General features: G+C 58.6%; 12 protein-coding genes. 6 read left to right on the top strand and 6 right to left on the bottom strand.

Annotated elements, in window-relative coordinates; all coding sequences use genetic code 11:
* Nucleotides 1-165: 165 nt before the first annotated feature.
* The gene (sbcB, locus tag E3W21_RS02045) at nt 166-1,596 is read left to right on the top strand and encodes an exodeoxyribonuclease I (RefSeq protein WP_134417520.1); all 1,431 of its coding nucleotides are present in this window, start codon (nt 166-168) and stop codon (nt 1,594-1,596) included.
* 100 nt (nt 1,597-1,696) lie between these two features.
* Here the strand turns inward: sbcB and mvaT are convergent, their stop codons facing one another.
* Nucleotides 1,697-2,074, bottom strand: a complete 378-nt coding sequence (mvaT, locus tag E3W21_RS02050) for a histone-like nucleoid-structuring protein MvaT (RefSeq protein WP_007933316.1) — start codon at nt 2,072-2,074, stop codon at nt 1,697-1,699.
* A gap of 340 nt (nt 2,075-2,414) precedes the next feature.
* On the opposite strand from mvaT, the gene purU reads away from it, so the two are divergent.
* Nucleotides 2,415-3,263, top strand: coding sequence for a formyltetrahydrofolate deformylase (gene purU / locus E3W21_RS02060; RefSeq protein ID WP_008147434.1), 849 nt, complete (start codon nt 2,415-2,417; stop codon nt 3,261-3,263).
* Between the two features lie 85 nt (nt 3,264-3,348).
* The gene (locus E3W21_RS31070) at nt 3,349-3,525 is read left to right on the top strand and encodes a hypothetical protein (RefSeq protein WP_165353233.1); all 177 of its coding nucleotides are present in this window, start codon (nt 3,349-3,351) and stop codon (nt 3,523-3,525) included.
* Nucleotides 3,526-3,597: 72 nt separating this feature from the next.
* On the opposite strand, the gene E3W21_RS02065 is transcribed toward E3W21_RS31070, so the two are convergent.
* The 4 genes from E3W21_RS02065 to E3W21_RS02080 all read right to left on the bottom strand — a co-directional run bounded on the left by E3W21_RS02065 (nt 3,598) and on the right by E3W21_RS02080 (nt 8,552).
* Nucleotides 3,598-4,593 carry a lysylphosphatidylglycerol synthase transmembrane domain-containing protein gene (locus tag E3W21_RS02065; RefSeq protein ID WP_134417522.1) on the bottom strand — a complete coding sequence of 332 codons (996 nt, stop codon included), beginning with the start codon at nt 4,591-4,593 and terminating at the stop codon, nt 3,598-3,600.
* Entirely contained in the window at nt 4,590-5,366 is a 777-nt protein-coding gene (locus E3W21_RS02070; RefSeq protein ID WP_134417524.1) for a DUF2334 domain-containing protein, read from the bottom strand. The genes E3W21_RS02065 and E3W21_RS02070 overlap by 4 nt, the downstream gene beginning before the upstream one ends.
* A complete protein-coding gene (locus tag E3W21_RS02075; protein ID WP_134417526.1) occupies nt 5,359-6,480 on the bottom strand; it encodes a glycosyltransferase family 1 protein in 1,122 nt (373 codons plus the stop codon). Before E3W21_RS02075 ends, E3W21_RS02070 begins: the two co-directional genes overlap by 8 nt.
* 182 nt (nt 6,481-6,662) lie before the next feature.
* Nucleotides 6,663-8,552, bottom strand: coding sequence for a methyl-accepting chemotaxis protein (locus tag E3W21_RS02080; RefSeq protein WP_134417528.1), 1,890 nt, complete (start codon nt 8,550-8,552; stop codon nt 6,663-6,665).
* Between the two features lie 188 nt (nt 8,553-8,740).
* Between E3W21_RS02080 and E3W21_RS02085 the strand changes: the two genes are divergently transcribed.
* Nucleotides 8,741-10,228 (top strand): helicase HerA-like domain-containing protein, encoded by a 1,488-nt coding sequence (locus E3W21_RS02085; RefSeq protein WP_134417530.1) that lies wholly within the window; start codon nt 8,741-8,743, stop codon nt 10,226-10,228.
* 90 nt (nt 10,229-10,318) lie between these two features.
* On the opposite strand, the gene E3W21_RS02090 is transcribed toward E3W21_RS02085, so the two are convergent.
* The gene (locus E3W21_RS02090; RefSeq protein WP_090187471.1) at nt 10,319-10,774 is read right to left on the bottom strand and encodes a DUF721 domain-containing protein; all 456 of its coding nucleotides are present in this window, start codon (nt 10,772-10,774) and stop codon (nt 10,319-10,321) included.
* A gap of 307 nt (nt 10,775-11,081) precedes the next feature.
* On the opposite strand from E3W21_RS02090, the gene secA reads away from it, so the two are divergent.
* Together secA and argJ are read left to right on the top strand one after the other, a co-directional pair.
* Nucleotides 11,082-13,817, top strand: a complete 2,736-nt coding sequence (gene secA / locus E3W21_RS02095) for a preprotein translocase subunit SecA (protein ID WP_134417532.1) — start codon at nt 11,082-11,084, stop codon at nt 13,815-13,817.
* A gap of 122 nt (nt 13,818-13,939) precedes the next feature.
* Complete coding sequence (gene argJ, locus E3W21_RS02100; protein ID WP_123367875.1) at nt 13,940-15,157, top strand: bifunctional glutamate N-acetyltransferase/amino-acid acetyltransferase ArgJ; 1,218 nt, start codon at nt 13,940-13,942, stop codon at nt 15,155-15,157.
* Nucleotides 15,158-15,178: the final 21 nt, after the last annotated feature.

The following is a 15,178-nucleotide window of genomic DNA, read 5'->3' on the forward strand; positions in this document are numbered from 1 at the left end:
CTGTTCGGGATTCGATGTCCGTCCGATGCTAGCAGCCTCTCGGGGGAAAACGACATAACTATGTATTGCACGGCACGTGGCCAGAGGTGATTGAATGACGAGATTACTGGCCGGGGCGGGATGTGAACGCCTAGACTTCGCCGATCTTCAGCTCAGGAATAGCCCGTGACCTCTATCTTCTGGTACGACTATGAAACCACTGGCATCAACCCCCGTTGCGACCGCCCGCTGCAAATGGCGGGGATTCGCACTGACTTCGATCTCAATGAAATAGACGAGCCGGTCAACCTTTACTGCCAGCCCAGTGAAGACATCCTGCCCCATCCGGCGGCTTGCGCGATCACGGGGATTACGCCCGGCCGACTGGCCGAGCAAGGCCTGAGCGAAGCCGACTTCATGACGCGGGTGCATGCTCAACTCGCTGCGCCCGGCACGTGTGGGGCGGGGTACAACACGCTGCGTTTCGACGACGAGATGACCCGTTACAGTCTTTACCGAAACTTTTTCGACCCTTATGCGCGCGAGTGGCAGGGCGGTAATAGCCGCTGGGACCTGATCGATGTGGTGCGTGCAGCCTATGCCTTGCGCCCTGACGGCATCGTTTGGCCGACGGACGACGAGGGACGGATAACGCTCAAGCTCGAACGCCTGACCGCCGCCAATGGCATCGATCACGGAAACGCTCACGAAGCGCTATCGGACGTTCGCGCCACCATCGCCCTGGCGCGTCTGATCCGGGAAAAACAGCCGAAGTTGTATGACTGGTTGTTTCAGTTGCGCGGTAAACAAAAGGTGATGGATCAGATTCGGCTGTTGCAGCCAATGGTGCACATCTCCGGGCGCTTTTCAGCGGCGCGCAATTATGTCGGTGTGGTGCTGCCCCTGGCCTGGCACCCGCGCAACAAGAACGCCTTGATTGTCTGTGACCTGCACCTGGACCCTCAGGGCTTGCTCGATCTTGATGCCGACACCTTGCGCCAACGGCTGTATACCCGCCGCGATGACTTGGCCGAGGGCGAGTTGCCGGTGCCGCTCAAACTTATCCACATCAATAAATGTCCGGTGGTGGCGCCGTTGTCGGTACTTCGCTCTGAAGATCAGCAACGTTTGGGGCTGGATATGTCGCTCTACCAAGAGCGTGCGCTGCGGCTAAGTGACGCACAAACAGTTTGGCGAGATAAAGTTCAGGCGATTTACGCCAGCGAAGATTTCGCCTCGAGCCAAGACCCTGAGCAACAGTTATACGATGGTTTTATCGGTGATCGGGATCGGCGTCTTTGTGAGCAAGTCAGGTCTGCCGACCCGGCTCAATTAGCGCAACAACAATGGCCTTTCGATGATGAACGATTGCCTGAATTATTGTTTCGATATCGCGCACGCAACTTCCCCGATACGTTGAGTTTCGAAGAGCAAGAACGCTGGAGAATATTCTGTCAGCAACGTTTGTCAGCACCCGAGTGGGGGGCGCCAAATACGCTGAAAACTTTTGTAGAGGCCGCCGCCCAATGGAGTATTACGGCTACATCGTTTCAGCGAGAGGTGCTGAATGAATGGCAGAATTATGTCGAAGGATTACGCAAACGTTTGAATCTTTGAAATCGAAAATGTTCGGGTGCTGAATCCCGGGCATAAAAAAACGCCAGCAGATGCTGGCGTTCTTTTTTGTCGCGGATGAGTCTGCGACAAGCGCTACGGCTTAGCCCAGCAGGGTAGCCCAGCCTTCAACCACGTCACCGCCCCACTTGGCTTTCCACTCTTTCAGAGTTTTGTGGTTGCCACCTTTGGTTTCGATGACTTCGCCGTTGTGCGGGTTTTTGTATTGTTTAACTTTGCGAGCACGCTTGGTGCCAGTAGTTTTTACTGCGCCGCCGCGTGGTGCTTTGGTTTTGGACTCTGGATCCAATAGCGCAATGATGTCACGCAGAGACTTGGAGTACTCGCCCATCAGGGTGCGCAGTTTGCCTTCGAATTCCAGCTCGGTTTGCAGTTTGTCGTCTTGGGACAGGTTCTTCAAACGGGCTTGCAGCTCTTTGATAGCTTCTTCGGTGGCGCGATATTCGTTGATCAAGGACATGAGGACTACCTTATGTTGGGGCGCTGGATGGCAGGTGACAGTGCGGCAATAATAGTCAGGGTGTTTCACCAAGTAAACATATAACCGGAGTTTTATTTAAATTAGTTACGGTGAATAGGGCATAAATTGCCGGTGTAGTTAAATAGTGTGATGCAGTCATCACGAATATTCACAATTGGGCACTTGAAGATTGGCAACAGGAACACCATCGCGCGGGTTGCAGGTGCTGCCAGAACCTGTGCCGCTTACCTTTGTGTCGGGCAAAACGTCATCAATACTGCAGTTTTGCTGCGCAATCGCTAGAATGGCCGCCTTTGCGAAGTTCTGGAGTTTGACCCTCATGCGCACTTTTCGGCTGGTGATTGCTTGCCCGGACCGCGTCGGCATCGTTGCTAAAGTCAGTAACTTTCTGGCGTCACATAACGGCTGGATCACTGAAGCGAGCCATCACTCGGACAATCTCAGTGGCTGGTTCTTCATGCGTCACGAAATTCGTGCCGATTCGCTGCCCTTCGGTATCGATGCCTTTCGCGAAGCGTTTGCACCGATTGCCGAAGAGTTCTCGATGAACTGGCGCATCACCGATACCGAGCAGAAAAAGCGCGTGGTACTGATGGCCAGTCGCGAGTCTCATTGCCTCGCCGACTTGTTGCACCGCTGGCACAGTGATGAGCTGGATTGCGAAATTTCCTGCGTGATCTCCAACCATGACGACTTGCGCAGCATGGTCGAGTGGCACGGGATTCCGTATTACCACGTACCGGTCAATCCGCAGGATAAAGAGCCGGCATTCGCCGAAGTCTCGCGCCTGGTCAAACAGCACGATGCCGAAGTGGTCGTACTTGCCCGCTACATGCAAATCCTGCCGCCCGAGTTGTGCCGCGAATATGCTCACAAGGTCATCAACATTCACCACAGCTTCCTGCCGTCGTTCGTCGGTGCCAAGCCGTATCACCAGGCATCGATGCGTGGCGTGAAGTTGATTGGCGCTACTTGCCACTACGTGACTGAAGAGCTGGATGCCGGTCCGATCATCGAACAGGACGTCGTTCGCGTCAGCCACAGTGACAGCATCGACGACATGGTGCGTTTCGGTCGGGACGTCGAGAAGATGGTGCTGGCCCGTGGTCTGCGTTATCACCTGGAAGATCGGGTGCTGGTGCACGGCAACAAAACCGTCGTGTTCTGACAGCCATACAACACAGTTGAAGTTCGAAGGGCCTGGGCGTTCAATCGCTTCAGGCCCTTCGCCGTTTCTGCACTGAGGACATGACATGGCCGATCCACTCGACAAAGCTACATCCAAGGCTCCCGCCACGTTGGGCGAAGGGTGTTTGAGTCGTTACGACCCGGATGACATGAGTCCAGAAGACGGGACGGAGTTTCCCGGTGCGGCCGAGTTGTGGGAGCAGTTGAATCCGGAGTCCGACGAAGAAATCGGGGAGGCCTAAAAAGATCGCAGCCTGCGGCAGCTCCTACAGGGGTACGCGATCCATGTAGGAGCTGCCGCAGGCTGCGATCTTTTAGGCCTGTTTGAATTTCATCAACTTCTTCAGCAGCGGCCGCCCAAGCATCAGTAAAAATACCGGCCCGCCGACTACCAGATAAAAGTAATAAGTCACCGCCCGCCAGATCAGAATCGCCGCCGCCGCGGTGGATTTCCCCACCATCGGCGCCAGCAGCGCCGCCGACGTCAACTCCGCCGCCCCGGCACCGCCCGGCAACAGGCTGAATTGCCCCGCGCTCAGCGAAAGCATCTGGATCAGAAAGCTCCAGGCCCACTGCAAATCCGCCCCAAGCCCACGCAATGCCAGATACAGCACGCTATAGCGCAAGATCCAATGCAGGCAAGTCAGGGCAAACACTGTAATGAGCGTCTGAAAGGGCAGCTTCAATGTGTCCGTGAACGCCGCCAGAAAGTGCAGGAGTTTTCGCGCCCAGCGCAGGCGCGTGGTGGTTTTGACATTCAGGCGAGCGAGCAACCGACCGCTCAGACGAATCAGCATTCGATGGTAGCGGGCGACCACCACGCAACTCAACAACCCGCCGAACATCGAAATGGCGCTGACGGTCAGCAGCCATTCCATGCGTTGGCTGAGGTGCTGGAACAACGCATAAATCAGGATTCCGCTCAGCGCACAAAGAAAAAACAGCAAATCGCTCAGCTGATCCATGGCAAACACGGCGCTGCCCCTGGCCGGACGCACGCCATTGCGCGCCAGCAGCGCCATGATCGTCAGCGGACCGCCGCTGCCACCCGGTGTGGCGCAATAAGCGAACTCGGCGGCCATCACCACACCGAGACTTTTTAGCGGGCCCACCTTGTCGCGCTGATCCCCTAGCAACAGGCGCAAGCGCATCGTGTTCAGCACCCAGCACAGCAGGATCATGCCGAACATGATCAGTAACCATGTCAGCGGAAAGCTTCGCAGTCGATACCAGGTTTCGTTACCGCCCAACAGCGACGGAATCAGCACCGCAGCGAGCAGCGCGACGAGCAGCAGAATCCCGCGACTCATGCGGCGCGACCTATACGGTCGCTTTGCAGCGCCAGCCAGCGTGCCTTGGTCATCGGCACACGTCCCTCGTCGAGCAAGCGCTTGAGGGTTTGCAGCCAGTAATTGCGCGAGTACTCGTGGCGCATATCGACCGGGTGCAAGCCCAGACGAATCACCGGTGCTTGCCGCCAGCGTTGTTCGCGTTGATCGCTGACGAGCTTCGACAACCCCCGGCGCCAGGCACTGCGCGCACTCCAGACCAGGCCTGGCGCATCAATTGCTGTGAAGTCCGGCAGACGATACAGATGCTGAGGATCGCTGGTGTAACTCAGAGGTAGCTGGCGCAAGGCCTGGCGTGTCCCTTTGCTCATCAACCAGGCCGGGGCGACGAAGCCCTCCAGCGGCCAGTGATAACGGTGGAATATTTCGATGCCGGCGCGCAGGCGGGCGAGGGCGGCTTCTTGAGACAGGCTGTAAAACTCGCCTTCGTGGGTGTAGATCCTGCGCATGAACCAGTCTTGTGGCGTAGTGGGAGTGGACGCTTCATCGCAATGAAAGTAACCGTGCAATGCCAGTTCGTCACCTCGGGCGAGACGACGGGTGAGCAAGCGTCGAAATCCCGGATGCTCTTCCAGATCGTTGTGCTTGTGGAAATTGGGCACCACCAGCCAGGTCATCGGCACCTCGCCCAGGGCGTCGACAGCTTCGACAAAGGGTTGGTAATCGGCCCAGGTTTGCGGTGCGACGTCGTGCAGGACGAGTATCAGGCTGGGCGGATTCATGGGCTCAACCATTGGCGGTCAGCGGCAAGTGGCTGCCAAGTACGGCGCGATAATGCCCCAGCAGGCTGTTGACCACCATGTCCCAAGAGTAATGCCGCTCGACATGGCTGCGGGCCTGTTTGCCCAACACCACGCTGCCCGAGCTGAACAGTTCGCGAACGGCGTCGGCCATCGCCAATGGATTATTCGGCGGGCAGAGCAGGCCGCATTGATCGGTGATGATTTCTTGAAAGGCCCCGGCCGCCACGGCCACCACCGGAATGCCACTGGCCATGGCTTCAAGAACCACCAGGCCGAATGTTTCCTGATCGCCTGCGTGCAGCAGCGCATCGGCGCTGGCCATCAATCGCGCCACGTGTGCCGCCGGACAGAACTCACCGATCACGGTCACGTTGTCCGGCACCACGGCCGGCATCGACGAACCTACCAGCAGCAGGTGATAGCGTCGGCCCAGGCGTTTCATGCAATCGAGCAGCACCGGCAGATTTTTTTCCTTGGCGCCGCGCCCGGCGAAGATCAGCAAATGAGTGTTTTCATCGATACCCAATTCGGCCCGCAGGCCCGGGTCCCGGGCATTGGGATGGAAGGTGTGCAAGTCGACGCCCAGCGGTTGCACGAAAACGTTCTTCACCCCCAACCCGATCAGTTTGTCGGCCATGACCTGGCTTGGCGCCAGAACCCGATCGAAGTTGCCATAGAGCTTGCTGACATAGGCTTCGACGTTGGTGGTGACCCAGTTGCCCATGCGATTGCTGACCAGCAGCGGCAGGTCCGAGTGATAAAAGCCGACCACCGGGACATCGAGTTGCCGCCGAGCGTCGAGTGCCGCCCATGCGGTGAGGTAGGGGTCGCCGACCTCGATCAGGTCGGGCTGTAAATCGTGCAGAACATTGCGCCAGGGCGCGAGACGGAGGGGGAAACGATAACCCTTGCCGAAGGGCAGGGCGGGGGCCGGAACCGTGTAAACGCCATCCTGTTCACTCAAGTAAGCCCCAGGGATCAGCAGACTGTGGCGAATGCCCGGCTTGATGCTCAGGCGACGGTGTTTTGCATCCAGATAAGTGCGCACGCCACCGCTGGCAGGGGCGTAGAACATGGTTATGTCAGCGATATGCACGATGAACATCCCTCCGGTCCGTTGGGCTCCCTTGGTTGACCTTTATGAAGGATAGATGTTCGGTTGGGGTTTTGCGGGGCAGTGAGGTTTGCGGTGTTTGGAGGGTCGCCTTCGCGAGCAAGCCCGCTCCCACAAGGTCTGGCGTTGAACCTGTGGGAGCGGGCTTGCTCGCGAAGGGGCCCGTCCGGACGCTAAATACGGAAACTGCCCACCAATTGTTTAAGCCGCGCCGCCTGCTGCTCAAGATCCGAGCACGCCCGCAACGTCGACTGCAGGTTTTCCACCCCTTCCTGATTCAGTGTGTTGATCTCGGTAATGTCGACGTTGATCGACTCCACCACCGCCGTCTGCTCCTCGGTCGCTGTCGCCACCGATTGGTTCATCCCGTCAATCTCGCCGATACGCAACGTCACGCTGTTCAAACGCTCGCCGGCCAGGTTGGCGATTTCGACGCTGTCCTGGCTGTGGCGCTGGCTGTCGCTCATGGTACTGACGGATTCGCGGGCGCCGACTTGCAGCTCCTCGATCATGGTCTGCACCTGTTGCGCCGATTCCTGAGTGCGGTGCGCCAGGTTGCGCACTTCATCGGCCACCACGGCAAAACCACGTCCGGCTTCACCGGCACGTGCTGCTTCGATGGCCGCGTTCAGCGCCAGCAAGTTGGTTTGCTGGGAGATGCTGGTGATCACTTCGAGAATCTGCCCGATGTTCACGGTTTTGCTGTTCAGCGATTCGATGTTGGTGCTCGAGGCGCTGAGCATGCTCGACAGTTGATTCATCGCGACAATGCTGCGATCCACCACTTGCTGGCCATCTTCGGCCAGGCTGCGGGCATCGCTGGCCTGACTCGATGCTTGTGCTGCGTTGCGGGCGATTTCCTGAGCGGCGGCGCCGAGCTGGTTGATCGCCGCGGCCACGCTGCTGGTGCGCGAAGCCTGTTGGTCGGAGTTGAACATCGACGAGTTCGAGGCGGCCACTACACGCAGAGCCACTTCGTTGACTTGCCCGGTGGCCGACGACACTTCGCGGATCGAACCGTGAATGCGTTCCACGAAGCGGTTGAACGCGGTACCGAGGACACCGAATTCATCGTTGTTCACGATGGTCAGGCGTTTGGTCAGGTCGCCTTCGCCGTCGGCGATGTCTGCCATGGCGCGGGTCATGACGTGCAGCGGCTGGATCAGCACGCGGATCAACATGCCCAACAAGGCAATGATGACCGCCACGGCAATCACCGTTGCAATCACTGCCGAGGTGCGGAATTCGCTGAGCATCGCGAAGGCTTTTTCTTTATCGACCGACAGACCGATGTACCAATTGACCGAGGGCAGGCCTTTGATCGGGGTGAAATTGAAGATGCGGGTCTTGCCGTTGACCTCCACTTCGCTGAAGTCCCTGCTGATGTGCGGCGTGTTTTGCGGGTACGCCTCATTCAGGGACTTCATCACCAGCGTTTTGTCCGGGTGAACCAGGATCTTGCCGTCGGCGCTGACCAGAAACGCATAACCCATGCCGCCAAAGTCGCGGCCACTCAGGTTGTCGATCAGGGTTTGCAGGCTAAGATCACCGCCCACTACGCCAATGCTCTGCCCGGCCTTTTTCGAGGCGGTGGCGATAGAGATGATGGTCTGGCCAGTAGCCGCATCGATGTAAGGTTCAGTCAGGGTCGCTGTGCTGCTGCTTTCGGCGCCTTTGTACCAAGGGCGCACGCGCGGATCGAAGCCGGCGGGCATTTTTGCATCCGGGCGAATAGTAAAGCTGCCGGTGGCATCGCCCAGGTAGGACGCCATGAAGGTCGACGTCAGAGCTTTCTGCTCAAGCAGGCTGGCGACGGTGGCAGGTTCCGGATTGATCGCGATGTTCTGGGCGAGGTTATCGATCAGCAGGACACGGCCGGTCAGCCAGGTCTGGATGTCGTTGGCGGTGACATCGCCCATCTCGTTGAAATAGCTGTTCAGGTCGTCGCGGATGGCAGTTCGCTGCAAATAATCGTTGTACAGCGTGAACGAGGCGAAAGCGGCAATAACGATGAGGGCGGCGGCAAGCAAAATTTTATGGCTGAAGCTCAGGTTTTTGTTCATGGCTCGGGGGTCCGCTAAGGTCTTATTGTTCGGGGCGCGTTGCTGTTAATGCGCGCAAAATGAGTGCGCAATGGAGCGAGTCGGTAATTCCTGCTCTCCATAGGGGAATGTCGGACCTTGCTTTCAATTGGGTCTCTCGCTTATTCCTATCGGCCGTGAAGGATCAAAGATTAACCATGGGTGACAAAATGCCTGACTCATTACAACTCGTTATCGGTGCCGATCTCGCCGGGCAGCCCATTGCCCAGGCCATGCGCCTGGCGAACCGTCATGGTTTGGTCGCGGGCGCTACCGGGACGGGCAAAACCGTCACCTTGCAACGGATGGCCGAAGCATTCAGCGATGCCGGCGTGGCGGTGTTTGCCGCGGATATCAAGGGTGACCTGTGTGGGCTGGGCGCCGCCGGCAACCCTCAAGGCAAAATCGCCGAGCGGATTGCCGGGATGCCTTGGCTGAACCACACGCCTCAAGCGTATCCGGTGACCCTGTGGGACATTCACGGTCAGTCCGGTCATCCGTTGCGCACAACCTTGAGCGAAATGGGGCCGTTATTGATTGGCAGCCTGCTGGAGCTGACCGACAGTCAACAGTCGGCGCTGTACGCCGCGTTCAAGGTGGCGGACCGTGAAGGGCTGTTGCTGCTGGACCTCAAGGACCTGAAGGCACTGCTCAATCACCTGCGTGACAACCCCGAATTGCTCGGTGACGACGCCGCGCTGATGACCACCGGTTCCAGTCAGGCGCTGTTGCGGCGTCTGGCGACCCTGGAACAGCAGGGCGCCGAAGCGCTGTTCGGTGAGCCGGCGCTGCAACTCGAAGACATTCTGCGGCCGACCGCCGAGGGCCGCGGGCGCATTCACTTGCTTGATGCCAGCCGTCTGGTGCACGAAGCGCCGAAGGTCTATGCAACGTTCCTGTTGTGGCTGCTGGCCGAACTGTTCGAGCAACTGCCAGAGCGCGGCGATTCGGACAAACCGCTGCTGGCGTTGTTTTTCGACGAAGCGCATTTATTGTTCGCCGGTACGCCCAAGGCTTTGCAGGATCGTCTTGAGCAAGTGGTGCGGTTGATTCGCTCGAAAGGCGTTGGGGTGTATTTCGTCACCCAATCGCCGGGCGACTTGCCGGATGACGTGCTGGCTCAGCTCGGTTTGCGCATTCAGCATGGCTTGCGCGCGTTCACCGCCAAGGAGCAGAAATCCCTGCGAGCGGTGGCCGAAGGCTTCCGGCCGAACCCGGCGTTCGATGCCTTGTCGGTGCTGACCGAGCTTGGGATTGGCGAGGCGCTGGTCGGTACGTTGCAGGACAAGGGCACCCCGGAGATGGTTCAGCGGGTTTTGGTGGCACCGCCGCAATCGCGGATCGGGCCGTTGAGCGAGAGTGAACGCACAGTGCTGATCTCGGGGTCGCCATTCAAGGGGCGGTATGACAAACCCGTTGATCGCGAATCGGCTTATGAAGTGTTGATGGGGCGCAAAGGGTTGGCGCCAGAGCCTGACGCTGTTCCGGGCAAACCGGCAGCCGAAGAGCCAAGCTTCACCGACAAGGCCGGGGAATTCCTCGGCACCGCGGCGGGGCAGGCACTGAAATCGGCGATGCGCCAGGCGGCTAATCAATTGGGCCGACAGTTGGTACGCGGCTTGATGGGGTCGTTGCTCGGAGGCAGCAAACGCCGCTAAAAGCAAAAGATCGCAGCCTTCGGCAGCTCCTTGGGTGTACACCATCCCAATGTAGGAGCTGCCGAAGGCTGCGATCTTTTGATCTTGCTTTTAATCCTTGGGTTTAGCGTGCGCCGCAAGGCGTTCCAGCGCTGCCCGCAGATTCGGATCGCTGATCCCGTCGGCTGTGGCCTGAATGGTCGCGCCTGCATCGGTCGACAAGCTGATGGTATGGCCAGCCGCCCCTTGCTGAACCGTGGGCGGCTGAACCTTGAACAGAATCCGCGTCAGGCTGGCGAATTCGTCGAACATCTGTAGTTGCCGTTGCAGACGCTTTTGCTGATAACGCAGGCGGGTTGCCCAATGACCGTCGGTCACTATCAGCAACAAACTGCCTTCGCGCCACGACGCCACATGGCAATGCTCGCGGGCGGCGGGCTGCAATTGGCTTTCCAGCAGACGTTGTAAATGACCCAGGCGTTGAGCGTGGCCGAAGATGGCTTTCAGCGGTTTGGCTTCGCGAAGCAGGACGGCGGGTGCTCTGGCCGTAAGAGGGCGAAATGCCATGATCAGACACCTGAAGTAACAGAGCCGCCATGTTAGCAGAAAGCACCGGATGCACCCGAGCCATTGCTTTGCGAGCGCTTTACCCATTAAATCAACAAGTAACTTCTGCCCTGAATGGCTTGAAGTTGAGCAAAAAGCCCTTATTTTAAGTGAGCCCCGTCAAAGCGCTGTGCCAGTATCGTGGAATAACGCCACTTTCCTCACCATCGTTTCCGGGTAGAATGCTCGTTCGCATGCGGCCATGAGGGCTGCTCGGGCGACTCACGGGGCCGCCCTCCATCCCTTTAGTGTGGAAGATCCTGCCGATATGTTTGCGCCTTTGTTAAAGAAACTTTTTGGAAGCAAGAACGAGCGTGAAGTCAAACGCATGCTCAAGACGGTGCAACTCGTCAATGCCTTCGAAGAGCAAATGGTGGCCCTTTCGGACGATCAATTGCGTGCCAAGACAGATGAGTTCAAGGCCCGCATCGCCAAAGGGGAAACCCTCGACAAGCTGCTGCCCGAAGCCTTTGCGGTCGCCCGCGAAGCCGGCAAGCGCGTCATGGGTATGCGCCACTTCGACGTCCAGCTGATCGGCGGCATGACCTTGCATGAAGGCCAGATCGCGGAAATGCGTACCGGTGAAGGCAAGACCCTGGTGGCAACACTGGGCGTTTACCTCAACGCGCTGTCCGGCAAGGGCGTGCACGTTGTGACGGTGAACGACTACCTGGCCCGTCGTGACGCCAACTGGATGCGTCCGCTCTACGAATTCCTCGGAATGTCGGTCGGTGTTGTCACGCCGTTCCAGCCGCCGGAAGAGAAACGTCTGGCTTACGCTGCCGACATTACCTACGGCACCAACAACGAATTCGGTTTCGACTACCTGCGCGACAACATGGCGTTCAGCATGGAAGAAAAATTCCAGCGCGAACTCAATTTTGCCGTGATCGACGAAGTCGACTCCATCCTCATCGACGAAGCCCGTACCCCGCTGATCATTTCCGGTCAGGCCGAGGACAGCTCCAAGCTGTACATCGAGATCAACAAACTGATCCCGCAGCTTGAGTTGCACATCGAAGAAGTGGAAGGCGAAGTCACCAAGGCCGGCCACTACACCGTCGACGAGAAGACCCGTCAGGTTGAGCTCAACGAAGCCGGTCACCAGTTCATCGAAGACATGCTGACCCGTGTTGGCCTGCTGGCTGAAGGCGAGAGCCTGTACTCGGCGCACAACCTTGGTCTGCTGACCCACGTTTATGCCGGTCTGCGCGCTCATAAACTGTTCAATCGCAACATCGAATACATCGTGCAGGATGGCCAGGTCGTTCTGGTCGACGAACACACCGGTCGCACCATGCCGGGTCGCCGTCTGTCCGAAGGCCTGCACCAGGCCATCGAAGCCAAGGAAAACCTGAACATTCAGGCCGAAAGCCAGACCCTGGCCTCGACCACGTTCCAGAACTACTTCCGTCTGTACAACAAGCTGTCCGGCATGACCGGTACCGCTGACACCGAAGCGTTCGAATTCCACCAGATCTACGGTCTGTCGGTGATGGTTATCCCGCCGAACAAACCGCTGGCGCGTAAAGACTACAACGACCTGGTGTTCCTGACTGCCGAAGAGAAATACGCGGCGATCATCAATGACATCAAGGAATGCATGACCCAGGGCCGTCCGGTGCTGGTGGGTACTGCAACCATCGAAACTTCCGAGCACATGTCTGCGCTGCTGCAGAAGGAAGGCATCGAACACAAGGTTCTGAACGCCAAGTTCCACGAAAAAGAAGCCGAGATCATTGCCCAGGCCGGTCGCCCAGGCGCACTGACCATCGCCACCAACATGGCCGGTCGTGGTACCGACATCCTGTTGGGCGGTAACTGGGAAGTGGAAGTGGCAACCCTGGAAGACCCGACCCCTGAGCAGATTGCCCAGATCAAGGCCGACTGGCAGAAACGTCACCAGCAAGTGCTCGAGTCGGGCGGTTTGCAGGTGATTGCTTCCGAGCGTCACGAATCGCGCCGTATCGACAACCAGCTGCGTGGTCGTGCCGGTCGTCAGGGTGACGCTGGTTCCAGCCGTTTCTACCTGTCGCTGGAAGACAGCCTGATGCGCATCTTCGCCTCTGATCGGGTGAAGAACTTCATGAAGGCCCTGGGCATGCAGCCTGGCGAGGCGATCGAGCACCGCATGGTGACCAACGCCATCGAGAAGGCTCAGCGCAAGGTTGAAGGCCGCAACTTCGACATTCGTAAGCAACTGCTCGAGTTCGACGACGTCAACAACGAACAACGTAAAGTGATCTATCACATGCGTAACAGTTTGTTGGCCGCCGACAACATCGGTGAAACCATCGCCGACTTCCGTCAGGACGTGCTCAACGCAACGGTCAGCGCACACATTCCACCGCAATCGCTGCCTGAGCAGTGGGACGTGGCCGGTCTGGAAGCGGCGTTGCAGAGCGACTTCGGTGTGGCGCTGCCGATCCAGAAATGGCTCGACGAAGACGACCACCTGTACGAAGAAACCCTGCGCGAGAAGCTCATGACCGAGCTGCTGGCCGCGTACAACGAGAAAGAAGAGCAGGCGAGCGCCGAGGCGCTGCGCACCTTCGAGAAGCAAATCGTCCTGCGTGTGCTCGACGACCTGTGGAAAGATCACCTGTCGACCATGGATCACCTGCGTCACGGCATCCACTTGCGTGGTTATGCGCAGAAGAACCCGAAGCAAGAGTACAAGCGCGAGTCCTACACGCTGTTCTCCGAGCTGCTGGATTCGATCAAGCGCGACTCGATCCGTGTGCTGTCCCACGTTCAGGTTCGCCGCGAAGATCCGATCGAAGAAGAACAACGCCTGCGTCAGGAAGCCGAAGCACTGGCTGCGCGCATGCAGTTCCAGCACGACGAAGCACCGGGGCTTGAGCAACCGGAACTGCTGGGTGAAGAGGTCGATGTCGCCCTTGCCATCGCTCCGGTACGCAACGAACAGAAGCTGGGCCGCAACGAACTTTGCTACTGCGGTTCGGGCAAGAAGTTCAAGCATTGCCACGGGCAGATCCAGTAAAACCCGTTTCATACGCTGAAATACCCGCGCCGCGACCGGCTTATGCCGTCGCGGCGTTTTGCCATTTAAACCACCGTTCTTCCTGAAAGCGGTGCTGACATCATTTATTAAGGAGCGCATTCATGGCTGTTGGTCTTGGTCCTTTGCCAACGTTGCACCCGGTTGCCGGTTTTGAACTCGGTATCGCCTCGGCTGGCATCAAGCGCCCGGGGCGCAAGGATGTTGTGGTCATGCGCTGTGCCGAAGGTTCCACGGTCGCTGGCGTGTTCACCCTGAACGCTTTTTGCGCGGCTCCCGTGATCCTGGCCAAGCAGCGCGTGCAAGGTCCGGTGCGTTACCTGTTGACCAATACCGGCAATGCCAACGCCGGCACTGGCGAACCAGGCCTTGCCGCCGCCGAGCGCACGTGCGCCAAACTGGCTGAGCTGACCGGCGTCGACGCCAGCCTGGTGCTGCCGTACTCCACCGGTGTGATCGGCGAGCCGCTGCCGGTCGAGAAAATCGAAGGAGCCCTGCAAGCCGCCCTCGACGACCTGTCGGTCAACAACTGGGAAGCTGCCGCCACCGGCATCATGACCACCGACACCCTGCCAAAAGGTGCCAGCCGCCAGTTCCAGCATGACGGCGTGACCATCACCGTCACCGGTATCAGCAAAGGCGCGGGCATGATCCGCCCGAACATGGCGACCATGCTCGGCTACATCGCCACCGACGCCAAAGTCTCCCGCGACGTGCTGCAAAACCTGCTGCTGGACGGTGCCAACAAATCGTTCAACCGCATCACCATCGACGGCGACACTTCGACCAACGACTGCTGCATGCTGATCGCCACCGGTCAGGCAGCACTGCCGGAAATCACTGAGGCCAGCGGTGATTTGTTCGCCAAGCTGAAACAGGCCGTGTTCGAAGTGTGCATGGACGTGGCCCAGGCTATCGTTCGTGACGGCGAGGGCGCGACCAAGTTTGTGACCGTTGAAGTGAACGGCGGCGGCAATCACCAGGAATGCCTGGACGTCGGTTACACCGTGGCTCACTCGCCGCTGATCAAGACCGCACTGTTCGCCTCCGATCCGAACTGGGGCCGCATTCTGGCCGCCGTCGGCCGTGCCGGCGTACCGAACCTGGACGTGAGCAAGATCGACGTGTTCCTCGGTGATGTCTGTATCGCCAGCCGTGGCGCTCGTGCATCGACCTACACCGAAGCCCAGGGCGCGGCCGTGATGCAGCAGGAAGAAATCACGATCCGTATCGAGCTGGGTCGCGGTGATTGCAGCGAAACCATCTGGACCACCGACCTGTCCCACGAATACGTGAAAATCAACGCCGAATACCGCACGTAACCAAAGTCAGGACCGAGTCGC

It is taken from the genome of Pseudomonas sp. F01002 (assembly GCF_004402115.1).
GTDB classification, from domain to species: domain Bacteria; phylum Pseudomonadota; class Gammaproteobacteria; order Pseudomonadales; family Pseudomonadaceae; genus Aquipseudomonas; species Aquipseudomonas frigoris.

Excerpts from the sequence above, each read along its gene's own strand:
- argJ (WP_123367875.1), top strand. The coding sequence starts at position 13,940 with ATGGCTGTTGGTCTTGGTCCTTTGCCAACGTTGCACCCGGTTGCCGGT.
- E3W21_RS02075 (WP_134417526.1), bottom strand. The coding sequence starts at position 6,480 with ATGTTCATCGTGCATATCGCTGACATAACCATGTTCTACGCCCCTGCC.
- E3W21_RS02080 (WP_134417528.1), bottom strand. The coding sequence starts at position 8,552 with ATGAACAAAAACCTGAGCTTCAGCCATAAAATTTTGCTTGCCGCCGCC.
- E3W21_RS02065 (WP_134417522.1), bottom strand. The coding sequence starts at position 4,593 with ATGAGTCGCGGGATTCTGCTGCTCGTCGCGCTGCTCGCTGCGGTGCTG.
- E3W21_RS02090 (WP_090187471.1), bottom strand. The coding sequence starts at position 10,774 with ATGGCATTTCGCCCTCTTACGGCCAGAGCACCCGCCGTCCTGCTTCGC.
- E3W21_RS02085 (WP_134417530.1), top strand. The coding sequence starts at position 8,741 with ATGCCTGACTCATTACAACTCGTTATCGGTGCCGATCTCGCCGGGCAG.
- E3W21_RS02070 (WP_134417524.1), bottom strand. The coding sequence starts at position 5,366 with ATGGTTGAGCCCATGAATCCGCCCAGCCTGATACTCGTCCTGCACGAC.
- E3W21_RS31070 (WP_165353233.1), top strand. The coding sequence starts at position 3,349 with ATGGCCGATCCACTCGACAAAGCTACATCCAAGGCTCCCGCCACGTTG.
- mvaT (WP_007933316.1), bottom strand. The coding sequence starts at position 2,074 with ATGTCCTTGATCAACGAATATCGCGCCACCGAAGAAGCTATCAAAGAG.
- secA (WP_134417532.1), top strand. The coding sequence starts at position 11,082 with ATGTTTGCGCCTTTGTTAAAGAAACTTTTTGGAAGCAAGAACGAGCGT.
- purU (WP_008147434.1), top strand. The coding sequence starts at position 2,415 with ATGCGCACTTTTCGGCTGGTGATTGCTTGCCCGGACCGCGTCGGCATC.